The 25,743-nt window shown below is 44.5% G+C and carries 25 protein-coding genes and 1 pseudogene; 13 read left to right on the top strand and 13 right to left on the bottom strand.

Features of this window, described 5'->3' with window-relative positions; all coding sequences use genetic code 11:
* Nucleotides 1-893: 893 nt before the first annotated feature.
* Nucleotides 894-1,037, top strand: a pseudogene (locus AB6E08_RS01965) (thioredoxin-dependent thiol peroxidase); the annotation flags it as partial.
* Between the two features lie 158 nt (nucleotides 1,038-1,195).
* Here the strand turns inward: AB6E08_RS01965 and AB6E08_RS01960 are convergent.
* Both AB6E08_RS01960 and AB6E08_RS01955 read right to left on the bottom strand, forming a co-directional pair.
* Complete coding sequence (locus AB6E08_RS01960; protein ID WP_009847379.1) at nucleotides 1,196-2,272, bottom strand: AI-2E family transporter; 1,077 nt, start codon at nucleotides 2,270-2,272, stop codon at nucleotides 1,196-1,198.
* Nucleotides 2,265-2,504: a sulfurtransferase TusA family protein gene (locus AB6E08_RS01955; protein ID WP_012604576.1), complete on the bottom strand. Its 240-nt coding sequence runs from the start codon at nucleotides 2,502-2,504 to the stop codon at nucleotides 2,265-2,267. The genes AB6E08_RS01960 and AB6E08_RS01955 overlap by 8 nt, the downstream gene beginning before the upstream one ends.
* Nucleotides 2,505-2,682: 178 nt before the next feature.
* Here AB6E08_RS01955 and AB6E08_RS01950 point away from each other — a divergent pair, with 178 nt between their 5' ends.
* The 4 genes from AB6E08_RS01950 (at nucleotide 2,683) to AB6E08_RS01935 (ending at nucleotide 5,645) form a co-directional block, all read left to right on the top strand.
* Complete coding sequence (locus AB6E08_RS01950; RefSeq protein ID WP_372063871.1) at nucleotides 2,683-4,137, top strand: M48 family metalloprotease; 1,455 nt, start codon at nucleotides 2,683-2,685, stop codon at nucleotides 4,135-4,137.
* 123 nt (nucleotides 4,138-4,260) lie between these two features.
* The gene (arsC, locus tag AB6E08_RS01945) at nucleotides 4,261-4,611 is read left to right on the top strand and encodes an arsenate reductase (glutaredoxin) (RefSeq protein ID WP_009847383.1); all 351 of its coding nucleotides are present in this window, start codon (nucleotides 4,261-4,263) and stop codon (nucleotides 4,609-4,611) included.
* Between the two features lie 6 nt (nucleotides 4,612-4,617).
* The gene (gene wrbA, locus AB6E08_RS01940; protein ID WP_009847384.1) at nucleotides 4,618-5,211 is read left to right on the top strand and encodes an NAD(P)H:quinone oxidoreductase; all 594 of its coding nucleotides are present in this window, start codon (nucleotides 4,618-4,620) and stop codon (nucleotides 5,209-5,211) included.
* Entirely contained in the window at nucleotides 5,208-5,645 is a 438-nt protein-coding gene (locus AB6E08_RS01935; protein WP_009847385.1) for a DUF2069 domain-containing protein, read from the top strand. Before wrbA ends, AB6E08_RS01935 begins: the two co-directional genes overlap by 4 nt.
* Before the next feature lie 115 nt (nucleotides 5,646-5,760).
* Here AB6E08_RS01935 and AB6E08_RS01930 read toward each other — a convergent pair whose 3' ends face one another.
* Nucleotides 5,761-7,020 (bottom strand): DUF2066 domain-containing protein, encoded by a 1,260-nt coding sequence (locus AB6E08_RS01930; RefSeq protein ID WP_029225466.1) that lies wholly within the window; start codon nucleotides 7,018-7,020, stop codon nucleotides 5,761-5,763.
* 277 nt (nucleotides 7,021-7,297) lie between these two features.
* On the opposite strand from AB6E08_RS01930, the gene AB6E08_RS01925 reads away from it, so the two are divergent.
* A complete protein-coding gene (locus AB6E08_RS01925; protein WP_017100802.1) occupies nucleotides 7,298-8,536 on the top strand; it encodes a uracil-xanthine permease family protein in 1,239 nt (412 codons plus the stop codon).
* Nucleotides 8,537-8,696: 160 nt separating this feature from the next.
* Here the strand turns inward: AB6E08_RS01925 and upp are convergent, their stop codons facing one another.
* Nucleotides 8,697-9,323 carry a uracil phosphoribosyltransferase gene (upp, locus tag AB6E08_RS01920; protein ID WP_009847387.1) on the bottom strand — a complete coding sequence of 209 codons (627 nt, stop codon included), beginning with the start codon at nucleotides 9,321-9,323 and terminating at the stop codon, nucleotides 8,697-8,699.
* A gap of 169 nt (nucleotides 9,324-9,492) precedes the next feature.
* Here upp and purM point away from each other — a divergent pair, with 169 nt between their 5' ends.
* Both purM and purN read left to right on the top strand, forming a co-directional pair.
* Nucleotides 9,493-10,533, top strand: a complete 1,041-nt coding sequence (purM, locus tag AB6E08_RS01915; RefSeq protein WP_008222945.1) for a phosphoribosylformylglycinamidine cyclo-ligase — start codon at nucleotides 9,493-9,495, stop codon at nucleotides 10,531-10,533.
* Nucleotides 10,534-10,665: 132 nt separating this feature from the next.
* Nucleotides 10,666-11,340, top strand: a complete 675-nt coding sequence (gene purN / locus AB6E08_RS01910; protein WP_017100801.1) for a phosphoribosylglycinamide formyltransferase — start codon at nucleotides 10,666-10,668, stop codon at nucleotides 11,338-11,340.
* A 135-nt stretch (nucleotides 11,341-11,475) separates the two neighbouring features.
* Here the strand turns inward: purN and AB6E08_RS01905 are convergent, their stop codons facing one another.
* Entirely contained in the window at nucleotides 11,476-12,321 is an 846-nt protein-coding gene (locus AB6E08_RS01905) for a class II glutamine amidotransferase (protein WP_009847389.1), read from the bottom strand.
* 67 nt (nucleotides 12,322-12,388) lie between these two features.
* Nucleotides 12,389-12,964, bottom strand: a complete 576-nt coding sequence (gene lpcA / locus AB6E08_RS01900; RefSeq protein WP_009847390.1) for a D-sedoheptulose 7-phosphate isomerase — start codon at nucleotides 12,962-12,964, stop codon at nucleotides 12,389-12,391.
* Between the two features lie 328 nt (nucleotides 12,965-13,292).
* Here lpcA and fadE point away from each other — a divergent pair, with 328 nt between their 5' ends.
* The gene (gene fadE, locus AB6E08_RS01895) at nucleotides 13,293-15,758 is read left to right on the top strand and encodes an acyl-CoA dehydrogenase FadE (protein WP_017100800.1); all 2,466 of its coding nucleotides are present in this window, start codon (nucleotides 13,293-13,295) and stop codon (nucleotides 15,756-15,758) included.
* A gap of 189 nt (nucleotides 15,759-15,947) precedes the next feature.
* Here fadE and AB6E08_RS01890 read toward each other — a convergent pair whose 3' ends face one another.
* On the bottom strand, nucleotides 15,948-17,195 hold the full coding sequence (locus AB6E08_RS01890) for a TIGR03503 family protein (protein WP_017100799.1): 1,248 nt from the start codon (nucleotides 17,193-17,195) through the stop codon (nucleotides 15,948-15,950).
* A 9-nt stretch (nucleotides 17,196-17,204) separates the two neighbouring features.
* A complete protein-coding gene (gene dnaQ / locus AB6E08_RS01885; protein ID WP_009847393.1) occupies nucleotides 17,205-17,972 on the bottom strand; it encodes a DNA polymerase III subunit epsilon in 768 nt (255 codons plus the stop codon).
* A 56-nt stretch (nucleotides 17,973-18,028) separates the two neighbouring features.
* Here dnaQ and rnhA point away from each other — a divergent pair, with 56 nt between their 5' ends.
* Entirely contained in the window at nucleotides 18,029-18,493 is a 465-nt protein-coding gene (gene rnhA, locus AB6E08_RS01880) for a ribonuclease HI (RefSeq protein WP_009847394.1), read from the top strand.
* 56 nt (nucleotides 18,494-18,549) lie between these two features.
* Here the strand turns inward: rnhA and AB6E08_RS01875 are convergent, their stop codons facing one another.
* On the bottom strand, nucleotides 18,550-19,335 hold the full coding sequence (locus AB6E08_RS01875; protein ID WP_009847395.1) for a class I SAM-dependent methyltransferase: 786 nt from the start codon (nucleotides 19,333-19,335) through the stop codon (nucleotides 18,550-18,552).
* A gap of 53 nt (nucleotides 19,336-19,388) precedes the next feature.
* Between AB6E08_RS01875 and gloB the strand changes: the two genes are divergently transcribed.
* From gloB to AB6E08_RS01860, 3 genes are all read left to right on the top strand, one after another.
* On the top strand, nucleotides 19,389-20,147 hold the full coding sequence (gloB, locus tag AB6E08_RS01870; protein WP_009847396.1) for a hydroxyacylglutathione hydrolase: 759 nt from the start codon (nucleotides 19,389-19,391) through the stop codon (nucleotides 20,145-20,147).
* Nucleotides 20,148-20,217: 70 nt separating this feature from the next.
* On the top strand, nucleotides 20,218-21,789 hold the full coding sequence (locus AB6E08_RS01865; protein ID WP_017103656.1) for a LysM peptidoglycan-binding domain-containing protein: 1,572 nt from the start codon (nucleotides 20,218-20,220) through the stop codon (nucleotides 21,787-21,789).
* A complete protein-coding gene (locus AB6E08_RS01860; RefSeq protein WP_009847398.1) occupies nucleotides 21,786-22,472 on the top strand; it encodes a YIP1 family protein in 687 nt (228 codons plus the stop codon). The genes AB6E08_RS01865 and AB6E08_RS01860 overlap by 4 nt, the downstream gene beginning before the upstream one ends.
* Before the next feature lie 154 nt (nucleotides 22,473-22,626).
* Here AB6E08_RS01860 and AB6E08_RS01855 read toward each other — a convergent pair whose 3' ends face one another.
* The 4 genes from AB6E08_RS01855 to tilS form a co-directional block, all read right to left on the bottom strand.
* A complete protein-coding gene (locus AB6E08_RS01855; RefSeq protein ID WP_009847399.1) occupies nucleotides 22,627-23,469 on the bottom strand; it encodes an endonuclease/exonuclease/phosphatase family protein in 843 nt (280 codons plus the stop codon).
* A 61-nt stretch (nucleotides 23,470-23,530) separates the two neighbouring features.
* Nucleotides 23,531-23,869 (bottom strand): nitrogen regulatory protein P-II, encoded by a 339-nt coding sequence (gene glnB, locus AB6E08_RS01850; protein WP_017063373.1) that lies wholly within the window; start codon nucleotides 23,867-23,869, stop codon nucleotides 23,531-23,533.
* Between the two features lie 130 nt (nucleotides 23,870-23,999).
* Nucleotides 24,000-24,323 carry a cytochrome c gene (locus tag AB6E08_RS01845; RefSeq protein ID WP_012604592.1) on the bottom strand — a complete coding sequence of 108 codons (324 nt, stop codon included), beginning with the start codon at nucleotides 24,321-24,323 and terminating at the stop codon, nucleotides 24,000-24,002.
* 46 nt (nucleotides 24,324-24,369) lie between these two features.
* Entirely contained in the window at nucleotides 24,370-25,716 is a 1,347-nt protein-coding gene (gene tilS / locus AB6E08_RS01840) for a tRNA lysidine(34) synthetase TilS (protein WP_372063878.1), read from the bottom strand.
* Nucleotides 25,717-25,743 lie beyond the last annotated feature (27 nt).

Raw genomic sequence — 25,743 nt, 5'->3', positions numbered from 1 at the left:
AATGCTTTATTGATTTTATTGTTAATTTATAGACTCATCTAAGCGGAGAAGAGCCGATAAATTAATACTAGCAATATGACAGAAAATGTTGTGAGGTTGGAGTTAAAGCCCCATAGCCAAGGAAGTGAAATGGTCAATTTGAAGTATGACAATACTGGTATAAAAGTGACATATGCGACAATCGTGCACGCAGTCAAAAGCAATAACTTATCTATCCACCCCATCCTAAGAAGTAAATCGGTTCTTTTTTCTTCAGATAAGAGCGTATAGCCAGCTACTAAAATAGCTATAACTGTTAAAATGTTTGCTTCCATCAATGCACCCTAAGCAATATGATAAAATAATCGCAATATTAAGCGTTATTGATGAAAACTGCTTCAGTTTCTTTAGGTCAAAGAATCCCAATCAAAGTCTTTGGCTCCTAAACTGATACAGGCCACCTATTTGTGAAGCATTCACGTACTTTAGATTAGCTGAAGCAACAGAGATTTTAGTAGATCGTAACAAAATTTTGTCCAGAGACGTGACACCAAAACACGCTTCCATCCGCTCCAAAGCGTAGCTTTGAATTACGTTGATGGGTTCATGAGTGAAGCTCATGGGGAGTTTCTTACCAATTCTTAGTGAGTTTAAGAATTCTTAAAAGGAAAGGGGTTAGCGTCCAATGATGTGGCGGTTATACACACCAAATGTTTATAATCTTGTAGTACTAACTGAATTTTCATGACAGATTTTCACTTGAATAATCGTCAAAAATAGCCCAATTTACAAAAAATTATGACAACTGTTATAATTAGAGTTCAAAAAGAAAACCTATTAACTTAACTTACTGTTCAGTATGGAATTTTTCAATAATCGTCAAAGTTTAGGTCTTATAATATTCCCAAGGGTACAAGCTCATGGGCAAAGTGTACGACGGTCTGCACCGTATTAGCTTCCTAATTGATGAAGAAGGTCAGATTGAACACGTCTTCAACAAGTTCAAGACTAAGACTCACCACGAAGTGGTTCTAGACCACTTCAATCCAGAAGCTTAATGTCGATTTTAGTGAGTTGATTCTCTAAATTCGCACCTAGCGAATCTAAATACACTACTCACTACTAAGCCAAATGCCAAAAGGCCGAATATCATGGATATTCGGCCTTTTTGTACTTATTAAAATTGATAGCGCATTCAAATTGATAGCGCGTTCAATTACGATTGGTGTTCAGGGTCATCATCGAGAGCGTGACTCGGTAAGGCATTCCAAACCGCTTTCACTAGCGTGGCTAGAGGGATCGCAAAGAACACTCCCCAGAACCCCCACAGTCCGCCAAACACCAACACTGCTACAATAATCGCTACTGGGTGTAGGTTTACCGCTTCCGAGAAAAGAACCGGTACCAGCACGTTACCATCTAACGCTTGGATAATACCGTAAGCGAGAAGCAACCAATAAAACTGAGGTTCTAAGCCCCACTGGAACAGGCCAACAATCGCGACTGGAACGGTCACAGCCGCCGCACCGATGTAAGGAATCAATACCGAGAAACCAACCGCGACAGCCAGCAGTGCTGAATAACGTAAATCCAGAATCGCAAAGGTTACGTAGCTGACACCGCCGACGATCAAAATCTCAAGCACCTTACCGCGAATGTAGTTTGAGATTTGTTGGTTCATCTCAACCCAAACCTTGGTCGCTAGACGACGGTTCTTAGGCAGAACACCACTAGCCATACTGATCATCTCTTCTTTGTCTTTCAAAAGGAAGAAAATCAGCAGCGGTACAAGAATCAGGTAAACCGCAAGCGTCGCCAAACTAACAAGAGAAGCTAAAGAGCCCTTCACAACGCTTTCGCCAAAGCCTAATGCTTTGTTTTTCGCATTAGACACAATCGATTCAACGATCTGCAGGTTTGCTAGTTCAGGGTAACGCTCAGGAATGGTTGCGATGAACTTCTGTAAACCACCATACATGCTTGGAATATCATTGATAAGGTTACCTACCTGTTCCCAAATCGTTGGTACTAGACCAAACAGCGCAAGTAACATCACGCTAAAGAACATTAAAATCACCAACATCACTGATGGGGTTCTTGGAACACCGAGTCTTTGAAGTTGAGTAACCGGCCACTCAAGCAGGTAAGCCAAAACAATAGCCACCAAAAGAGGGGCTATGAGGTGACCAAAGAAGTAGATCGTAATAAAGCCGAAGAGAATGATGGCAACCAAGCTGACAGCATGGGGATCAGAGAAACGTCGTTTATACCAACGATTGACCATTTCAAGCATTTGACTGCAATTCCTTTTTAGTGACGAGGAGATGATGGTAATTAGAGCAAACCTCTACGATGACGTCATAGGCTTGCTTAGACAAAAAAGTAACAATATCTTTCATCGAGCTGTTATCAGAGACATAAATTGACAATGATTGCCCTACTTCTAACTTTACACTGTGACGCTTGGCTAATAATAGTGCCATTGGACAGCGCTCTTGGCGTAAATCTAGAATATTAGGTGTCATTCTTTAGCTCGATGCTTATTATAAGGGTCGTATTGTAATCTGTTTTTGAAAACGCGCCATCATTCATTCATCTTCCTTCATGATAGCGCACGCACTTGGTAAAGGTTAAATCAGATAGAGAACCAATTTGCATTGCACTTGTCTTACTGTCAGAAGAAACGGAGTATTACTGACTAATATGTTTAAACGCGCTCGCTCAATTGCTTGCTTATGCATCGCAGCTACATTAAGCACTCCAACGTTGGCAAATACCAATGGTTTGGAGCTACCCGATATCGGCACCGCGGCTGGCGGCACACTCACTATCGACCAAGAACTTATCTATGGTGATGCCTACATGCGCATCATCAGAAGCAGCCAGCCTATTGTAAACGACCCGGTTCTAAACCAATACATTGACACGCTTGGCCATCGCCTTGTCGCGAACGCAAATGATGTAAAGACACCTTTTCAGTTCTTTATGATCCGTGACCGAAACATCAACGCTTTTGCTTTTTTTGGTGGTTATGTTGCTTTGCACTCAGGTTTGTTCTTGCATGCACAGTCTGAAAGTGAACTCGCTTCCGTATTGGCGCACGAAATCGCGCATGTTACCCAGCGTCACTTAGCACGTAGTATGGAAGATCAAGCTCGCCGCTCTCCTGCAACCATCGCAGCATTGGCCGCTTCTGTATTATTAGCGATTGCAGCACCAGAAGCCGGTATCGCAGCTATCACTGCAACAACTGCTGGTAACATGCAAAGCCAAATAAACTACACCCGAAGTAATGAAAAAGAAGCCGACCGCTTTGGCATCAACACGCTTGCAAAAGCAGGGTTCGATGTAAACGCTATGCCACGTTTCTTTGGCCGCTTAGCTGATGAATACCGCTATGCAAGCACACCGCCAGCAATGCTATTAACTCACCCGTTGCCTGAAGACCGAATCACAGATTCACGCGCCCGTGCTCGCAGCTATACACCACTAAAACTGGCTCCGTCACTGGATTATCATTTAGCAAGAGCCCGGATTGTTGCACGCTATGCAGGTATTAATAATGATGCAGCTCTTGATTGGTTTGAGCGAAAGCTGAAGAAAGCCCCCAAAGCCTTGGTTCCATCATTAGAGTATGGACAAGCACTGGTTTACCTAGATTCAAAAAAACTAGATAAAGCAGAACCGATTCTGACCAAGCTGATGAATAGCGACCCAACCAACTTGTTCTATCTGGATGCTATTTCAGATCTGCACATTGAACAGAAAAAGCCTGAGATTGCGATTAAAGAACTTAAGTCAGCACTTGATCGTCAACCAAACAACTCAGTTCTAACCATAAACTACGCCAATGCACTGATCGAAAATGAAGACCTACAGGAAGCCGTTCGCGTGTTGCAACGTTACACGCACGATAACCCGAACGACACCAATGGGTGGTACCTGCTTTCAAAGGCAAATACAAACCTTGGCAACAGCGATGAAGAATTGTCTGCTAGGGCAGAGATTTTGGCACTGCAAGCCAACTGGAACAAAGCGATTCAGTACTACACGCAGGCGAGCCAAATAGCAGAACTAGGCAGCCTAAAACAAGCACGTTATGACGCTCGAATTGATCAACTAATGATACAGCGCGAACGCTTCTTATCGTTGCAATAAGTATAATGACTGGTAGCGAAGCTCGTTGCCAAAATACAAAGAAAGCTCAACGTTACACAATAAGAAGCCACTCAGTTGGCTTCGGCTGAACTATTAAATCAAAAATAATAATGAGGAAGAACCATGTCTGTCGTGATTTATCATAACCCACGCTGCTCAAAGAGCCGTCAAACTCTCGAACTGCTTGAAGCAAACGGCGTACAACCAGAGGTGATCAAATACCTAGATGCGCCTTTGACTGTTGAACAGCTGAAAGTGCTTTTCACTCAGCTTGGTTTTGAGAGTGTTCGCGACATGATGCGTACCAAAGAAGCGGATTACAAAGAAGCGAACCTTGGTGACGCATCAGTGACTGATGAAGATCTTTTCGCTGCAATGGCAACGAATCCAAAACTGTTTGAACGTCCAGTGGTTGTCGCGAACAACAAAGCAAAAATTGGTCGTCCACCAGAACAAGTACTAGAGATTCTGTAATCCAATATGAGCATCAACATTCTTGTTCTCTACTATAGTCGACACGGCAACACCCAAGCGCTAGCAAGGCAAATCGCTCGAGGGGTTGAATCCATCCCGAACTGCGAAGCCATGCTAAGAACGGTGAACAACGTGTATACGGTAGAAGAGCAGCCGGATTCGCGCTATCAACCAACAGATCCTATTGCGACCTTACAAGATCTCCGTTCTTGCGATGGTTTAGCACTCGGCAGCCCAGTATGGTTTGGCAATATGGCTGGGCCAATGAAGCACTTTTGGGATAGCACAACATCGTTATGGATTAATGGCGATCTCATCGATAAACCAGCTTGTGTATTTACTTCCTCTTCATCACTACATGGTGGTCAAGAGACGACACAGCAAAGCATGATGCTGCCTCTACTTCATCATGGCATGTTAGTCGTGGGCATCCCCTATTCAGAACCTGCGCTGCACACCACTCAAACCGGTGGCACACCTTACGGTGCAAGCAGCACTGGAGAGAGCGCTTCATTAAGCAAAGAAGAAATTGAGTTGGCGAAAAACCTAGGCAAACGCGTAGCGCGCATCGCTATTAACCAGAAGGGAATGCCTCAATGATGTATATGTCAGAGAGACCGATGTCTCCCAAAACCAAGCTATTTCGCTACCTTGCTTTAACGGGCAATTTGTCGCTTTTATTCTGGGTGGTTGCTTGGCAGATGACACTTTCACCGCACCCTCACCTCAGTAATGTAACACTGGCGATTGCTTGGGCTATACCGCTGTTACTACCATTACCGGGAATATTATCGGGCAAACCTTATACGCATGCTTGGGCGAATTTCGTCTTAATGCTCTACTTCCTACACGCGTTAACTATTATGTATGTAGACGGTGGAGAGCGCTTGTTAGCCGCTGTAGAACTGCTTTTGACGACTCTAGGCTTCGCAGGCAATATATTATTTACCCGTTTTAGAGCCAAAGAGTTAGGCATCAAGTTGAAGCGCCTTTCCGAAGTAGAAAAGAAAGAGAAAGCTAAATTCGAGCAATAATATTGATTCGATGCTCTAGATCTGACATGGCAACAGATAAACAAAAAGCCCTGCGAGATTTCTCTTGCAGGGCTTTTTTCGTGATTTCATATCAATCTGTCATGTCGGTAGACGATTACGAGCGAACCCATTCGTATACTAAGCTTGGCTTAGCGTGCACTGGCGCTGTGACTGGTAGCGCTTCCTCATCAGATTCACCTAGCGTCACCTCAGTTGTATTTGTTAGCTCAGCACCTGTAGATAACTCACTGCCTTTCATCACTTGAACGCTTGGGGTAGTTTCATTGCCCATCGCATCAGTAACAACAGCAGAGTCATCGCCTACAGACATAATGTTATCTTGCGCTTCAAATTCTGGGCTCACTTCAGGTTCGATATAAGACTCTTCAACCTTCGCGACTTGGCGAATGCTTTCAACTTCTTGTTCAAACTCTTGTTGGGTCGATAACAAATGAATTCGGAACGTCACTTCATTGTTTTGAATTTGTAGAATATCTAAGCTTGCCACCGAGTTTAGACGCTTCAGTGCATTCTCCAATTGGAAGAAGTCTTGCGCGTTATTCAGGCTGATAAACTGCGTTAAGATTGATTCCGAAGATTCACTCGCAACCGTTACTGCACTCTTACTCGCGTAGTAGTTACTGATTTGGTCAACAAGCTTCTTAGAAGTCGTCGCGCTGTTGCCCGATACCGAACCACTCACAGGCGATTTTGGCGCGCTCGTCAGTTGGTTTGGTTTTTGATCATACAAAGTCCAGCGTAATCCAGAAGACTGTGCCTTAATCACCAAAACAGCATCAACAGGGTAACGTTGACTCGCGTTGCTAATCGGTGTGACAAAGCTGCCCCACAAATCCGAGGTGGCCACTCCCGTAACATCATCAAAATCACCAACAGGAAACATCAAAGGCAAACCGCGCTCTTTTGCATTGGCTTGTAAGCCTGCAGCTAACAGTGAGTTGGAGTGTTCCCAGACAATGTTCTTGTCGTAGTTACTCTCTTCTACCAGCCAAACAAGAATATTTGAGCGAGTATCAGGCCAATACGGTAATTGCGCTTGAGTCAGTAGTGAACGAATTTGAGCACCGTTAAAACGCATACGCAATGTTGATTGGTCATTGCTTTCGCCAAAACTCATTTGAGACATGTACTGCGCACTCTTACGCATCGCCTTTTTAATCGTCTCATTCGACGCGACATCAGTTTGGCCAGTAGCACGTATCAATACCTGCTCCATGCCAGTATTTCTTGCCACTTGTTCTGGTTGTTTGTCTTCGGCGTTAATCGCAACTTCAGCACTAAAGATATCTACTTGAGTTAAGGCATAACTCGGAGAGGCTAATAGTCCCATCAACAACAATGCTATGTAGCGCATATTGATCCTAATATTCAAAGCTTGTGCCTTGATGATAAGCAACTATGGATTGAGGGGCAAGGTCGTTAGCACCCACTGTGTTTAATAACCACAAAATATCACCTGACCATGATAAATCGTTCACTTGTAAACTGAATTGTTTTTATTTTGATAGAGATAAACATAACTAATATAAATAAATTTGATCTATCTGACATAGCAACCGATTGCCAAGTGATAGAATCCCGCGAATTTTATTTTTCGCTTTTCATATAACGACCATTTTTAAGGACATAACATGAAAAATGCTCTGCAAGGTGCGCAAATGCTATTTGTCGCTTTTGGTGCACTTGTACTGGTGCCCCTGCTGACAGGCCTTGATCCCAACGTAGCGCTCTTTGGGGCAGGTATCGGTACCCTTTTATTCCAACTTATTACACGCCGTTCAGTACCTATTTTCCTTGCGTCTTCTTTTGCATTCATCGCACCTATCATGTTTGGCATTCAAACTTGGGGTGTAGGTGCAACCATGGGCGGCCTTATGGCAGCAGGTGTTGTGTATGTATTAATGGGTGCCTTAATTAAGGTACGTGGTGTAGCCTTTATCCACAAACTGCTTCCACCAGTCGTAGTTGGCCCTGTAATCATGGTGATCGGCTTAGGTCTTGCGCCTGTTGCGGTAAACATGGCGCTAGGTAAAACAGGCGATGGTGCGGTTCAGCTTATAGATGCAGACGCAGCATTATGGATTTCATCTATTTCATTGTTAGTAACGATTGTCATCAGTGTTTTCTCGAAAGGCTTTCTTAAACTGCTGCCGATCTTCGGCGGTATTGTTGCGGGTTATATTACGAGCTTAGTATATGGTGTCGTTGATTTTACCCCTGTCGCTCAGGCTGCTTGGTTAGCTCTACCTAACTTCACAGCGCCAGAGTTCAACATCAACGCTATCTTCTTTATGGTATTTGTAGCAATTGCACCTGCTGTTGAACACGTAGGCGACATGCTTGCTATTTCGAATGTAACCGGTAAAGACTACCTTAAGAAGCCAGGTTTACACCGCACAATAACTGGTGACGGCGTGGCAACGATTGCTGCTTCTATGTTGGGTGCTCCACCAAATACAACCTACAGTGAAGTAACGGGGGCTGTAATGCTGACCAAAGCATTCAATCCAGTGATCATGACTTGGGCAGCAGTAACAGCCATTGTTCTAGCATTAGTAGGTAAGCTAGGCGCACTACTTCAAACGATTCCAGTTCCTGTTATGGGCGGCATCATGATTCTTCTGTTTGGTTCTATCGCAACCGTAGGCTTGAATACTCTAATTCAGAACAAAGTTGACCTACACAAATCACGCAACCTTGTGATTGTCGGCATTACTTTGGTCTTCGGCATTGGCGGCATGGCATTTGGCATCGGCGACTTTAGCCTGCAAGGCGTAAGCTTATGCGGTATCGTGGCAATTCTGCTTAACCTAGTGCTTCCAGAAGAGTTAGGCGATAACACCGTAGTAGACAAAGCCCAAATCGACTAACTGCAAGTCAACAAACTGTAGAGGCTTGTGATCCTCAATTAAGAGCATCACAAGCTAGCAAGATCAAAAAAGGGAGAGCATCGAATGCTCTCCCTTTTTATTAATACGGCTAATTCAGCGAGTTAAGAAACGGTTTAGCGTCACTTAAGCTGAAACCGAATTACTTAGTACCGAAGATCTTATCACCAGCATCACCAAGACCAGGAACAATGTAGCCCTTGTCGTTTAGCTTCTCATCGATTGCAGCAGTGTAAAGCTCAACATCTGGGTGCGCTTTTTCTAGTGCAGCGATACCTTCAGGGGCAGCAACAAGTACCAGTACTTTAAATACTTTACAGCCTTGCTCTTTTAGAAGGTCAAGAGTTGCAATCATAGAACCGCCAGTTGCTAACATTGGATCAACCACTAGAGCAATACGCTCGTCAATGTTAGATGCTAGCTTGTTGAAGTATGGTACAGGCTCTAATGTTTCTTCGTCACGGTAGATACCTACGACACTGATTCGAGCACTTGGCATATGCTCTAAAACACCATCCATCATGCCTAGACCTGCACGTAGGATTGGCACTACTGTTACCTTTTTACCTTTAATTTGGTCAACTTCTACTGGGCCGTTCCAACCATCAATAGTTACACGTTCAGTTTCAAAGTCTGATGTCGCTTCGTATGTTAGAAGGCTACCCACTTCTGTCGCTAGCTCACGAAAACGCTTAGTACTAATGTCACCTTCACGCATCAGGCCAATTTTATGTTTTACTAGCGGGTGTTTTACTTCAACAACTTTCATTTCCAACTCCGGCAATATTTAAACAAACCTGTAGATTATACACGAACTGTGGGGTTATTTCAGAATCTTTATTCTAATAAAAAAAACCGCGCAAACGTTTGCTCTTCGTAATCAAGCCCTGTTAGAATAGCGCCGTTTTCACATCCAACTTAAGTTCGAGGACTATCCCGTGAGTGGTAATACTTCTTCTCTAAGCTACAAAGACGCTGGTGTTGATATCGACGCAGGTAATGCACTAGTAGACCGTATTAAAGGTGCTGTTAAACGCACTCGTCGCCCTGAAGTAATGGGCGGTATTGGTGGCTTTGGCGCCCTATGTGAACTTCCAACGAAATACAAAGAGCCGGTACTTGTTTCAGGTACTGATGGTGTTGGTACTAAACTTCGCCTTGCTTTGGATCTGAAAAAACACGACACCATTGGTATCGACCTAGTGGCAATGTGTGTGAACGACTTAATCGTTCAAGGTGGTGAGCCGCTATTCTTCCTAGACTACTACGCAACAGGTAAGCTAGATGTAGATACAGCAGCAGATGTTGTTTCTGGTATTGCTGAAGGCTGTGTTCAAGCAGGTTGTGCACTCATCGGCGGTGAAACTGCTGAAATGCCAGGTATGTACGAAGGCGACGACTACGATGTAGCCGGCTTCTGTGTTGGTGTTGTAGAAAAAGCTGACATCATCGACGGTACTAAAGTAGCTGCAGGCGACGCACTTATCGCTGTTGGCTCAAGTGGTCCACACTCAAATGGTTACTCTTTGATTCGTAAAGTTCTAGAAGTTTCTGGTGCTGATAAGAGTGAAGAGCTAGAAGGTCGCACTATCGGTGAACACCTACTAGAACCGACTAAGATTTACATCAAATCGGCACTTAAGATGATTGCAGAGCATGACATTCATGCTATCTCGCACATCACAGGTGGTGGTTTCTGGGAAAACATCCCACGCGTACTTCCTGAAGGTACTAAAGCAGTGATTGATGGCAAGAGCTGGGAATGGCCTGCTATCTTCAACTGGCTACAAGAGAAAGGTAACGTGGAGACATTTGAAATGTACCGCACTTTCAACTGTGGTGTAGGCCTAGTTGTTGCTCTACCTAAAGATCAAGCAGACGCAGCTGTTGAACTGCTGAAAGCCGAAGGCGAAAACGCTTGGGTTATCGGTGAGATCGCAAACGCTGAAGCTGGCGAAGAGCAAGTTGAAATCAAATAAGTGATACATTCGCTTATTTAGTTAATAGATGAGGACCTAATGGTCCTCATTTTGCTATTTAGCCCGCAGAAAACCTTAGTTTATGTAGGTAAATTGTAAGCACCCCTGTTAATCAATCGTATGACCCACTCTATGAAAAACAATCTCTCAAATAAAACCAGTATCTCTAGTAAAAACATCGTTGTGTTAGTTTCAGGAAGCGGAAGTAACTTGCAAGCAATTTTGGACGCCTGCGATAGCAATATGATTGATGCTTCAGTTAAAGCTGTCTTCTCAAATAAAGCAGAAGCTTTTGGTTTAGAGCGAGCGAAAACCGCGGGTGTTGACGCACATTCTGTGAACCCAAAAAACTATGGTTCACGTGAAGAGTTCGATCATGAATTGATGATTCAGATCGATGCTTACCAACCCGATTTAATCGTACTTGCGGGATACATGCGTATCTTGAGTTCAGAATTTGTTCGTCACTATGCTGGTAAAATGGTCAACATCCACCCTTCCCTGTTACCTAAATACCCAGGCCTACACACCCACCAGCGTGCCATTGATGCACAAGACAAAGAGCACGGTACAAGCGTCCACTTTGTTACCGAAGAACTTGATGGTGGCCCTGTAATCTTGCAAGCCAAGGTGCCGGTATTTGAAGATGATGATGCTGACATGTTAGCAAGCCGAGTACTGACTCAAGAGCACTGTATTTACCCGATGGTTTGTAAATGGTTTGCTGAAGATCGTTTATCGATGGTAAACGGGAAGGCTGTCTTAGACGGTGAAACATTAGGTACACACGGTTACGCAGAAGAGTAATTAATAAGGTTGTTCTCCCAGAGTAAATCACGGAAGAATAAGCCTTAAAAAACAGAAAACAAAAAGGCCGCTCACTGACTTATTAGTACAGTAAGCGGCCTTTTTTAATCAGGACAAATAATAGTATCGACTAGATTAGCTCAATGGTTCAGTAGGCGCTTGGCTTGCCACCTTCTTCGGAGCATAAGCGACATCTTCCAACGCTTGGTGGTTGTTGCCGATCAGCTCACCAAAATGAAACAGTGCGTACTCACCCGGTTTCATTCTAAACCACTCTTCATTATCTGTTAGAGGCTGAGTTGCGACGACGGTTACCACATCGTTGGGCGTAGTTTCTTCTTGGAAGTTAATCTCAACATCTTCATCAATCAGGCTCGCGTTACCAAAAGGAGCGCGTCTTGTTATCCAGTATAAATGGTTCGTACAATAGTTCATCACGTACTCACCGTCACTGAGCAACATATTGAAAACACCTTTCTCTCGTAACTGGTCACAGCACTCAGCGACAAAGCGAAACATACCTTCCATATCTTGAGGAGGTTCAGGAAAACGGTCTTCAAGTTGTTTCAACAACCAACAGAAAGAGAGTTCGCTGTCCGTCTCACCGACAGGTCTGAATCGACCACTAATCAGATCATCATAATCCGTTAGTTGACCATTGTGAGCAAAGGTCCAGTATCGTCCCCAAAGCTCACGAGTAAAAGGGTGAGTATTTTCTAGATTAACACCACCACGATTGGCTTGACGGATATGACTGACAACAGCTTGGCTCTTAATTGGGTAGTTTTGAACCAACTCAGCGATCTTTGATTCACAACTAGGATTAGGGTCTTTAAATGTACGAAAACCCTTTCCCTCATAGAAAGTAATACCCCAGCCATCACGATGTGGACCAGTGTTGCCTCCACGCTGCATAAGGCCAGTAAAGCTAAAACAAATATCAGTTGGCACATTCGCGCTCATACCGAGCAATTCACACATGGTTTAATCTACTCCCTATTTAAACCAATGGAGCCACAAACCTAGGCTCCAAATATCTGTAAAACTATTATTCCATTTCTTTTTCAACAAGCTGAATCACAATGTGGATGATCTTAATGTGAATCTCTTGGATGCGATCAGCGTAGCCAAAGTGTGGGACTCGGATTTCGATATCAGCACAACCTGCCATTTTACCGCCATCTTTACCGGTCAGCGCAATGGTTTTCATCCCTTTAGCTTGAGCAGCTTCAATCGCTTTTAGGATGTTGCCAGAGTTACCTGAAGTCGACAAACCAAACAACACATCGCCTTTACGACCGACGGCTTCTACATAACGAGAAAATACGTGGTCGTAGCCAAAGTCGTTACTCACGCAAGACAGGTGACTCGGATCTGAAATCGCAATACCAGCAAAACCTGGACGATTTTCACGGTATCGGCCTGTTAGCTCTTCCGCGAAATGCATTGCATCACAGTGTGAACCACCGTTACCACAAGAAAGCACTTTGCCTTCTTGCTTGAATGAATCTGCAATCATTTTTGCAGCAGCTTCAATTTGAGCAATGTTATGGTCATCACTCAAGAACTTGTTCAGAACGTCAGCAGCTTCGTTCAATTCACTTTTGATTAGGTCTTGATACATTTGGCTTATCTCTTATGTTTTTTGACGCAACTTAAAGTGCGTGAAATGAGAATTGAGGGTTTTCCCCTCTTTATCACTGAGTTTACCCACAAACATGAAATAGTGTCGACACTTAAGCCCAAAGATTGCCATCTTAATTAACCTCTCACTGTCGATCCGCCCAAATATTCACCACCAACCTCTCACAATTAGAACTTTAACTCTATTGAGATCACTTTTTATTCACTTTGGAGTTTTACAAATATTTAATATTTTGTTTACACTTAACTGGTTAGACCTCTTACCTAAACTTAATAACAATAAGTGATCTCTGAAAAGGAAATCGATCATGAACATATTGCTCTCCCTACTCGGCATGACAGCCATCTTAGGCGTCTGTCTTTACCATAGAGTTAGTCTGGTCCGTGCGTTAATTGTGTTAACTGGCGCAATGGTCGCATTAACCCTGTTTGGCAGCGTGGCAGTCACTGGCTGGCTTTGTTATCTATTGGCCATTGCAATCTTTGCTGTACCAGCAATTCGCCAGACCCTCATTAGCCAAAAAGCACTTTCTTTGTTTAAGAAGGTTCTACCAGCAATGTCTCAGACGGAAAAAGAGGCATTGGAAGCAGGCACAGTATGGTGGGAAGCAGAGCTGTTCAAAGGCAAGCCTGAGTGGAAGAAGCTTCAAAACATTGCGGATCCGAAACTTTCTGAGGCGGAACAAGCGTTTTTAGATGGCCCAGTCAATACAGTGTGTGAAATGGTCAATGATTACCAAGTAACACATGAGCTTGCTGATTTACCACCAGAAGTTTGGCAGTACCTAAAAGACCATAAATTCTTCGCCATGATCATCAAGAAAAAATACGGCGGTTTAGAATTCTCAGCTTACGCTCAGTCGTTAGTTCTACAGAAGCTAACGGGTGTTTCTAGCGTATTATCCTCAACCGTTGGCGTCCCTAATTCGTTAGGTCCCGGTGAGCTATTGCAACACTATGGTACAGAAGAACAAAGAAACCACTACCTACCTCGCCTAGCCGAAGGTAAAGAGATCCCTTGTTTTGCCTTAACTAGCCCAGAAGCCGGCTCAGATGCTGGCTCAATTCCAGATTACGGCGTGGTGTGTAAGGGTGAATGGCAAGGCGAAGAAGTATTGGGCATGCGCCTAACTTGGAACAAACGTTACATCACTCTAGCGCCTGTTGCGACCGTTTTAGGCTTAGCCTTTAAACTGAGAGACCCAGAAGGTCTGCTTGGTGACAAGCAAGACCTTGGCATCACCTGTGCCCTTATCCCTACCGATTTAAAAGGCGTAGAGATTGGTAACCGTCACTTCCCACTCAACGTGCCTTTCCAAAATGGTCCGACTCAAGGTGATGACATCTTCGTGCCTATCGATTTCATCATCGGCGGCCAGAAAATGGCAGGACAAGGCTGGCGTATGTTGGTTGAATGTCTGTCGGTTGGTCGTGGTATCACACTGCCTTCAAACTCAACCGGTGGTATTAAATCTGCAGCATTAGCAACCGGTGCTTACGCTCGTATTCGTCGTCAATTCAAACAACCCATTGGTCGCATGGAAGGGGTTGAAGAGCCACTGGCACGTCTAGCTGGTAACGCCTATGTAATGGATGCAGCAAGTAACCTGACGGTTGCGGGTATCGATCTTGGTGAAAAGCCTTCGGTTATCTCAGCAATCGTGAAGTACCACTGTACTCACCGTGGCCAACGCAGCATCATCGATGCGATGGATATCGTCGGAGGTAAAGGTATTTGCTTAGGCCCATCGAACTTCCTCGCTCGTGGTTACCAAGGCTCACCAATTGCAATTACGGTTGAAGGCGCAAACATCCTGACTCGTTCAATGATCATCTATGGTCAAGGCGCGATTCGCTGCCACCCTTATGTTCTGAACGAAATGGAAGCGGCTTATTCGGAAAGCAGCGATGCACTTGATAAGTTTGATTCAGCATTAGCAGGACACGTTAGCTTTACTATGAGTAACCTAGTCCGCAGCTTGTGGTTTGGTTTAACCGACGGTCGTGGTTCAGATGCTCCAACACCATCCAATAAAACGGATAAGCAGACACAGCGTTACTACCAACAGCTGAACCGCTACAGTGCTAACCTAGCGCTACTGTCTGATATTTCAATGGCTGTATTAGGCGGCTCACTAAAACGCAGAGAGCGCCTATCAGCAAGACTAGGGGATATCCTGAGTCAACTCTACCTAGGTTCAGCAACACTTAAGCGCTTTGAAAGCGAAGGTAGCCATGCTGAAGATCTCCCATTAGTCCATTGGGGTATGCAAGACAGCTTGCGTCAAACTGAAGTCGCGATTGATGAGTTCTTGGCGAATTTCCCTAACCCTGTGATTGGTCGACTACTTCGCGTTGTGTTAATGCCATTTGGCCGTATCCGTCGTGCACCAAACGATAAACTGGATAGCCAAGTCGCGCAAATCCTACAAACACCAAGCGAAACACGCTCTCGTATCGGCCGTGGCCAATACTTGGAAGCAACGGAATACAACCCTGTAGGCAAGATTGAAAAAGCGCTAGAGGTGATTCTTCAAGCTGAACCTCTGTTCGATAAGGTTTGTAAAGAAACACATCAAAAACGTGCTTTCTTACGACTCGACCTTGTCGCTCAGTTGGGACTTGAGAAAGGTATTTTAACGCAAGAAGAAGCAAATCTTCTGATTAGCGCTGAGGAACACAGACTGTACACAATTAACGTTGATGATTTCTCACCAGAGGAGCTTGCAGCAAAGACTCAGTACCCAGACCAATCGATTGATAACGTCGCTTAAGGTCAGAGAAAGAAACAAAAACGGGACTCCTATGAGTCCCGTTTTTTTATTCATCACTTCATTGTCACAAATTTTAAGGCTTCTCTATCGAGGCTTGTTCTATCTAAGTTTAGTCTATCGAAGTTTGTTGTCCCGACGTTTACTCACTCAAGACAACAATCTCAAGACAACTCTAGGGATGCAGACGAGTTACTTAGGCGCCTTGAGCTGCATCTCAGGTAGTGCCCTCTTCTTCGCTGTGATTTTACGTATTACAAACCAAATCAGTAAGCCCAATAAAATCGCAGCCACATTACCTACCGCTATAATCATTATGCTGCGCTGCCTGTCATCTTCTCTTTTTTGAAGAATCATTAATTTTTCAGCAATACGCTTCTGCTCAGCAAGAGCTTCTTCTTGAAGACGTCGAGATTCTGCTAGATCTATCTCTTGAACAACGCTGTACGACTGCTCGGTAATCGGGAAGATCAGTGGACGCTGGCTTGACGCATCGGTGGCATAAACTATCCCCGACCAAGTGTAAATTCCCAAATCATCATTATAAGGCAACGATAAAGATACTTTCATCGCATCCGCTTCGGCTTGGCCTTGCTTATACATCACATACCCATCAGGGGCTTTATACTCAACGTGAGCCGCTAACGAGCTCGGTGCAATCATACCTGGCTCGCCAGATGCCACGACGGTATGAGATAAGCCTTCTTTGCGAGACTGAATGAAGGTGGTGGTGATTGGCGTTGGGTAAACCAAGACCTCTTGCTCTTGCGCTCGCAGGAACACACCATTACCAGAAGTAATTCGAGCTCGATATTTACCAGGCTCAATGTCCATTGGTAACGACACGGTGAACACACCATCTCCAGCTTTTTCGTCAAGATCAACGCCATCATCGGCAAATTCACCCATGACAACCGGAATTGGCCGCGCTTCTCTCACTAAGGACTCTTCGTTTTCGACGAACTTAGTGAATGTTACTTTAAGCTTCACACGGTCAAGAAAGTCACGCAGCACAAGCGGCTTGCCATCGGATGTCAAACGAGCGGTAAATTTAATGTGTTCGGTTTGATACAACTTGTCTGGAAATTCATTGGCGTCTAAAACCAGATGAGATAAAAGTTTGATATTATTTTTAGGTGAGACTTTACCTACCGCTTGCCAGGGACCCGGCATCGGATTGTCGATAGAGATAATATCCATTGACGATTCTTGGTACCAACGGACATTATCAGCATGACGCAAAGCGTGATACTTCTTGCCATCAGGACGAACCAAGACGACGGGTTTAGAATTATCGGCTCGATAGATTACAAAAGTAACTTGCTCGATGCTGGGATCAACTCGAAAGCGATTATCCAATAAACTCATTACAGATTCTGTTGCTGCGTGTAAGCCAAAGCTCAAGAGCAATAAACAACCGGTAGCCAATACCCTTAACATACTTTCTCCCTACTGACGCCAGAGGCAGCTTCCGCTTTTCTCGACGAGGTCTAAACGACTTTGATGCGCTTCTACTTCATCGGCCGTAGCTCGCAAAACCTTTAGGGATTTTCGACCACTTTCTGCTCTTCGTATGCTTTCGCCTTCGCCTTCTTGTTGGCCAGCGTTAAATTGCAGCGAAGTTTGCCCACCTGTCATCAATAAGTAGACGTCAGCTAGAATCTCCGCATCGAGCAATGCGCCGTGAAGAGTACGGTGTGAGTTATCAATACCATAACGGTCACATAAGATATCTAGATTGTTTCTTTTCCCTGGGAATATCTTCTTCGCCATCGCCAAGGTATCGGTAACTTTACAGTAGTCATCCGTTTTACCTATCGCAGGGTTAAGTTTCTCAAACTCATAATCCATAAAGCCCGTATCGAAGGGCGCGTTATGAGCCACCAGCTCCGCACCTTTAATAAAGTCGAGAAACTCTTTATGTATGTCTTGGTATTCTGGTTTATCAATCAAGAATTCATCGGTAATACCGTGAACGCCAATTGCCTCTTCTTGAATCGCACGATCGGGCTTGATATAGACGTGAAAGTGACGCCCAGTCAGCCTACGGTTGATGATCTCTACTGCACCAATTTCAACGATGCGATGTCCCATATAGTGGGGGCCACCCTCTGTATTCATACCGGTGGTTTCGGTATCGAGTACAACGATGCGTTTGTTTTCATTCGAACTGTTTTTTTCGTTCGTGCTTTGTTCTGGAGTGCTACTGGTATTCATAAGGATAACTGTGTCAGACTATGCCGATAATGTGCTTGAGGTAATAGTATCAAATCATGACGAAACAAGTTGAAATTTTCACTGATGGTTCTTGTTTAGGCAACCCAGGTCCTGGCGGCTACGGCATCGTACTTCGCTACAAAAAAGTAGAGAAGACGTTAGCCGAAGGTTTCACCTTAACCACCAATAACCGCATGGAAATGCTCGCCGCTGTTGTGGCTCTCCAAGCCCTCAAAGAGCCTTGCTCTGTCATTCTGACCACAGATAGCCAATACGTGCGTCAAGGTATCACCCAGTGGATTCACAACTGGAAAAAGCGCGATTGGAAAACAGCCGATAAAAAGCCCGTTAAAAACGCAGACCTGTGGCAAAGACTCGACAAAGAGACGGCGCGCCATAGCGTTGATTGGCGCTGGGTTAAGGGGCACGCGGGGCACCGAGAAAATGAAATGTGTGATGATTTAGCTCGAAGTGCAGCTGAAAACCCGACCCAAGAAGATACGGGCTATCAGCCAAGCTGATCATTTTCTTAAAGGAAATGTCAGTATCTAAAACAGATATAGCAATGGAAAGCCGACTATGAGTCGGCTTTTTCTGCTTTTAACGGATACGAAGTTTTAGCGGAGTCCAAGGTGCGACGCGTATTGGTTCTAAAACTGGCTCCTACAGGAGAGAAGCGTCGCTTAAGGTGCCAATGTGGCTTGATAGGCTTAAGTGGATAAGTACGTTTACGAGCAACAATAAAGTATTGGCTACCAGCGAACGATGCACAGCTGCCTAAGCTGTTCTCCAACCACGTCCACATCGCTTGGTATTTACTCATAGGGAACAACGCGTAGGTGTCACAATGAATCACTTCATAATTAAGTACGCCTAGCCAATCTTTAATTCGGTTTGGCGTGTACATACGTCCACTCCATGGCAAGCTGTTCTTTCGCCAAGGCATCAAACTGGCAAGCCCAGTCACACTAAAAGGGTTAAAGCCGGTGATAATAATATAGCCATCGTCCATCATTACTCGGTCGACTTCCCTCAATAGCCGGTGTGGGTCGTTGCTATAATCTAACTGATGACTCAGCACCACAACATCAAAGCTTTTCTCTAAAAAGGGTAAATTATAACCATCTGCTATCACATTATGTAATGGGTTCTGGATATCTAGGTTTACTTGATGTTGAATGTTGCATGTGCAGCTAGAAATCTCACTGCTGAGGCCACCAAGTTTGAGCATATGGTAACCAAATAGTTTTGGGCACCACTCATCAAGTCGAGTTTGAATAGATTCTCTCAACCAGTCCCCATTGTGCAATTGTGCCCAAGTATAAGGACGCTCAAACTTCTTTCTGCTACGTGCTGGCTTCATCAATAATCTGTCTCACTTATTCTGTCTCACTAAAAGTGACTGGAGAACCAATAATGTTACATATCAAAAGCATACCTGCATTTAACGACAATTACATCTGGCTGATTCAAAATAGCGATCGCCGTTGTGCTGTCGTCGACCCTGGTGATGCAGCTCCAGTATTAGAGTACTTAGCACACCATGAGCTAACTTTAGATGCAATCTTGATTACGCACCACCACCACGATCACATTGGTGGCGTGCCAGAGCTGGTAAGACAATTCCCTGGCGTGGATGTCGTTGGCCCCAAAAATGAACCTATCCCGACCTTAACGCATCCCGTTGATGACGGTGACCAATTAGAGCTGTTTGGCGAAGTATTCCTCGTGCTAGGGCTCAGTGGGCACACCGCTGGGCACATTGGTTATGTTGGTGATGCCAAACTGTTTTGTGGCGATGTACTGTTTTCAGCTGGTTGTGGGCGAATCATGGAAGGCACACCACAGCAGATGTTTGATGCATTGAACAAGATCACAGCACTCCCACAAGAAACCGAGGTTTACTGTGCTCATGAATACACGGCAGCCAATATCGCTTTTGCACTGGCTGTTGAGCCTGACAACCAACATTTGCAACAATACCGCGACCAAGTGAATCGGCTTCGAGCCCAAAATAAGTCGACCATCCCCACAAATTTAAGACAAGAAAAGTTTGTTAACCCCTTCTTACGCTACACAGAACCAAGTGTAGTGAAATCAGTATCTAATCGTACTGAGCAGACCGATCCTTTATCGGTTTTTACCGCTTTACGTGCGTGGAAGAACGAATTTTAACAAATACAGGCTTGTCACTCATAGGGAGTGGCAAGTATTATCATCGGCCGTTTATTAAAAAGGCTGTAACATGCGAGTTAAGTACAGCTGGGCTTTGGTACTACTACTTTCTGGTTGCCAATTAACTCAGTCAGAGAATCCAGACCAAGCTTCCGAGCAAACCAACACCTCCCCTACTAAAGAAGTTTCTCAAGCGAACGTTTCATCGGGAGCGATCCAAGAACAACCAAAAGTTGAAACACCCGTCGTTACTCCACAAACACAGCAAGATGTTTGGAAACGTATTGCGATGCAACTTGAAATGGAAGTGCCGGACCAAAAGAAAGTCGACTACTACCGCACTTGGTACCTCAAGCACCCTGGTCATCTAAAAACTGTATCAAAACGCGCTGAACCTTTCCTTTATTTGATCACAACTAAGATTGAAGAAAGAGACTTGCCTTTGGAGCTGGCCCTGTTGCCCGTCGTTGAAAGCTCGTTTGATGCATTTGCTTATTCTCACGGTAGCGCTGCTGGACTATGGCAGTTCATTTCGGGTACTGGCAAAGCTTACGGACTAGAACAAAACTTCTGGTACGATGGCCGCCGTGACGTAGCCGCTTCAACCGACGCTGCATTGGATTTCTTAACCGACCTGAACAAACGTTTTGATGGGAACTGGCAACACGCAATCGCTGCCTACAACAGTGGCGGTGGTCGTGTGAACAGCGCAATCCGTAAGAACAAGAAGCTGGGTAAGCCAATCGACTTCTTCTCTCTAGACTTACCAAAAGAGACCAGCAGCTATGTACCTAAGCTACTTGCACTGGCCGACGTGATTGCCAACCAAGAAAAGTATGGCATCGATATCCCTGCGATCCCGAACAAGGCAGTACTGACTCTGGTTAACCCAAATGAACAACTTGATTTAGCCATTGCCGCAAGCTACGCCGACATTCCTGTCAAAGAGCTGCAAGGCTACAACCCGGCTTATAACCAGTGGGCAACGGCACCAGAGAAACACCAACAATTATTGCTTCCTCTAAGCTCTGTTGAGAAGTTCAACAAAGAAGTGGCAGCCAATAAAGGCAAAGGCATGAAGTTGGTGCGCTATAAAGTGCAATCTGGCGATAGCATCAGCGTACTGGCGAGTAAATACAACACCACCAGCAAAGTGATCCGCTCTGCAAACGGTTTGAGCAACAATAATATTCGTGTTGGTCAGCACCTATTTATTCCAACATCAACCAAAGACGATAAGACATACGCACTAAGCGCTTCAAATCGCCTAGCAAGCACACAGTCAAAGAGTCGTGGTCAATATAAGCTTAGCCATACCGTAAAAAGTGGTGATAGCCTATGGACGATTGCGCGCGCAAATAAGGTATCTCACCAATCACTGGCTAAGTGGAATGGCATGGGACCACGTGACACTCTTAGAATTGGTCAAGAACTGGTCATTTGGAAGAATAGTTCAGACGGTGCCATCATCCGAACTGTCTTTTATAACGTAAGATCAGGTGACACAGTCAGCGGTATTGCATCAAAGTTCAAAGTAAAAAGCGCAGATGTTGTAAAATGGAACGCTTTGCAGAACAAGAAATACCTACAGCCAGGACAAAAACTGAAGCTGTATGTTGATGTAACTAAGGTAAGTGTATGAACCCGTCAAGTAACCCACTCGTCATGCTGTTGGATATATTCCGTTCACCAACAGCGTGTTTCTTAGCGCTTTATCAACGAAGTGCTTGGGGATGGCAACCCTACGTCGTATTAATGCTCAGCCCATTCTTATTTTGGGGAGCCTATTTTTCGAATGTAGATTTTGCATGGTTAAGCGCTGAGTTGTCACAGCAACTGGCTCAAACAAACCCTGACCAATTGGCGTTACTTGACAGTAATACTCTACTCGCGAGTGAAATCATCAGTGATGTATTCGGCCGTACGTTAACCATCATTCTGTTGGCATTTTGGTTTAACTTAGCAACAAAGCCAAGCCAACACCAACATAGCTTTTGGCGATGGTTTGCAGCCGCATCGGTAGTGATATTCCCTGCCGTTCTAGGCGATGTAGCAAGCTACGCAAGCCTGATACTCAAGCACGGGCATGTGATGAGCTACGCGGCCGACTTGAACAGCTTAAACGGCTTAATCAAGTTGCCACTAACCAATGATTGGTCGCAATTTGCCAGCTCATTACCACTCTTGTTGCCTTGGTACATTGTATTGGGTTATGCCGCAGTATTAACTTGGACGGAGTTTGAGCGTGGTCAGGCACTGGTCATCTCTGGTTTGCCATGGGTTGGCTATTACCTAATCTGGGCTCTCTACATTTTAATCTTTTAAGCTGAATAGATAAAAACAAGGCTAGCGAAAATTCACTAGCCTATTTATTCCCCTGCTTATTACCCAAAGTAACCACAGTGTGAATGGTGAATAGCTAAGATCCAATGACTAATAGGCTAATAGGCTAATAGGCTAATAGGCTAGATAGCTTCTTCTATTTAGCCTTAAAGGTCACTCGCATAGGGTTATGATCAGAGGCGTCCGTAATGGGCGCCTTTGCTTTGTCTACTTCTAACCCTCGATAGAACACATGATCGAGCACCAACCCTGTCATAAACTGTGTACGGTTATCTGGTTCAAAAGCAACTTCCGTCAAACCTACCTGTTCCAACGCATCTTTCAATACAGCAAAGCGAGCTTCACTCCAACTGTTAAAATCCCCAGCAAAAATAACAGGCCCACGATACTTTTGGAGATTGTCGGTTAAGCTCTTGAGCTGAGCCTCATAATCTTCCGTACCAAAGGTAAAGTTCACCGCATGGATATTAATCACAGCCAGTTCTTCGCCATTACTTAGCAGATAGCGAGACCAAAGTGCAGATTTAGGTAATTGAAGCCAAGGTTCTTCATGAGTATAAGCACAAGCTTCAATCGGTAGATGCGTCGCTAGGTTGAGTACGCCTGCACTTTGTTCAAAAGCTTCAAATGCATTCACTCGAGTACTTCCCCATTGACCACTCGTTACCCATTGGCGAAGCCCTTCTGTCATACTCGCTTCTTGCAGCAAAACTAAATCGCTACCGGCTGACAGCTGATTTAACTCACTTTGCCAATTATTTCGGTTTTGCTTATAGATATTCCACACGGTAATGTCTAGGCCATCAGACACATCAATCGCTTTCGGGGCTGAGTTTTGGTAGCAGCTGTAGATATCGTTGCTAGTATTTTGAGAAGAAGTGATCAAATTGGGTTTATTCGGGATCACGAAGATAATATGAAAGCTAACAACAGCAAGCGTTATCAATAGCGTGATAACAATGATGGTTTTCTTAAACATACAGCACCCTACCAGAAATGAAAAAGGAGCGATAAACGCTCCTTTTAAGGTAATAGTTTTTTTATACGGCGTCTTCGTCTTCTTCGCCAGTACGAATACGTACCACACGTTCAACTTCAGTAATGAAGATCTTACCGTCACCAATTTTACCTGTTTGAGCCGTTTCGATAATGGTATCAACACATTGGTCAGCCACTTCGTCGGTCACAACAATTTCCAATTTCACTTTAGGTAAAAAATCGACCATGTACTCTGCGCCACGGTATAGCTCAGTATGACCTTTTTGACGTCCAAAGCCTTTAACTTCAGATACTGTCATACCCGTAATCCCCACTTCTGCAAGTGCTTCACGTACATCATCAAGTTTGAATGGCTTGATAATGGCTTCAATCTTTTTCATGTTCATCCCTTAAACTGTGCGAATAGCTCATTATCGGTTAGCTATAGTAAACATTCAATGAAAAAAGCCAGAGCATTAAAGCTCTGGCTCGAAATTTATCATCTTGTTTAATCAGCGCTTTAAGAAGGTTTTACTTAAGGCTTGAGTAGTAAGCAGCTAGATTAGCAATATCTTCATCACTCAGCATTGAAGCCTGAGCCTGCATTACAGCCGCCAAACCGCCGGTGCGCTGGCCGTTCTTATATGCCTTAATTGATGAAGCGATGTATTGCTCGTTTTGGCCTTTAAGATTTGGATATCCTGGGATCATTGCGATACCGTCTGCGCCATGACAAGCCGCACAGATTGCCGCTTTAGCTTGACCCGCAGCAACATCACCCGCCAGAGCGTTACCACTCAATAGTCCAAATCCAAGAACTAATCCTAGTGTAATTTTCTTCATTGCATATTCCATTAATTATTTTTATTAAAGTGACGATGAATTGTGACACAAACTTTTTCTACTTGCTCCAAAGCGCTTCACAATCTTGACCTTCGTAGTTTTTATCTACGAATAGGCCTAAAACAGCGATCACTCGATCGCCATCCATTAATATCGGCGTTCTACGTCTTAACCAGCTGGGTACTTGGTATTCCTGAAAAAGCTTCTTGAGTTTTCGACTATGACCACGACCAACTGGGTGAGCCGACACTCCTTCAGGGTTAAAGATCACTCGTAAGGTTCCGTTGGCTTTAGTAAGGGAAAAACGTTGTACATCTCGGTTATGAGATGCACTAGCACTCGACACCGCTTTCAAATGGATCTCACCTAAACCATCAGGCAATAATAAATTCTCATCAATCAAGATTTCACTTTCCCAGTTCGACAAATCTTTAGTGTCTTGTACCAAGTAGAGCTGATTATTAAAGCGCCTAATCTCAACATCATTCAACACCAGCTTAGGATTGGCGTCTGCCTGAGCACAAGCCACTTCATCCCAAATAAGTTTTAGCTGCTTTTGGCTTGGCATCGGTTGATTACAATGGCTGATCCACATTCTGATCAAACGTGCTCGTAACAAATCAGAATGCTGAGATAACGAATCAATGCTTAAGCTCTGGCTCTTACTGTTACAGCCTCCCAAAGCTTGTTGTAAGTGAGACTCAAGCAGTTCGTCGAGTAGCGACTCTTGTTCTGCACATAATTGAGCACTGCGACAGACCGATTCTCGAAAGCTAGGCCAGCGCTCTGTCAACGTCGGAGTGACTTGATGACGAATGAAATTTCGATCAAAGCGCAGATCCTGATTACTCTCATCTTCGACCCAAGTTAACCCCATATCGTGAGCCGACGCTTCGATGTCTAATCGAGTCACTGACAGCAGAGGTCTCACAATAAACGCTTTGCCAAACGACATCACTTTCGCCATTGAAGAGAGTCCTTTCGGACCACTGCCACGTTTTAACGCCAGCAAGAAAGTTTCAAGTTGGTCATCAATATGTTGGCCTGTAATTAGAACATCACCAAAACTAAGGTGCTTCTGAAGCGAATCATAACGAGCATCTCGAGCCAGCTTTTCAACACTTTCTCCGCTGTTAATATCTAGAGATACTCGCTCGATGGCTAAAGGAACCGACAAAGCATCACACCATGTTTGGCATTGCTCAGCCCAAAGATCAGCATTCTTACTGAGACCGTGATGAACGTGCACCGCACAGCACTCAATGTGATGGGACTTAGCGTATTTCGCGGCCAATTCCAATAACACTCGAGAATCAACACCGCCACTGAAAGCCACGATCAATCGACTAGGCTTGAGTGCGCTTTGATGAAGTACAGATGTGAAGGTTTCGATTAAGTGAGTCATGAGCGAGTGAACCATGAGAGTAGGTTT

Source organism: Vibrio sp. 10N.247.310.24 (assembly GCF_041467175.1).
GTDB lineage: Bacteria > Pseudomonadota > Gammaproteobacteria > Enterobacterales > Vibrionaceae > Vibrio > Vibrio tasmaniensis_A.
This window is presented reverse-complemented; position numbering and strand designations above follow the sequence as displayed.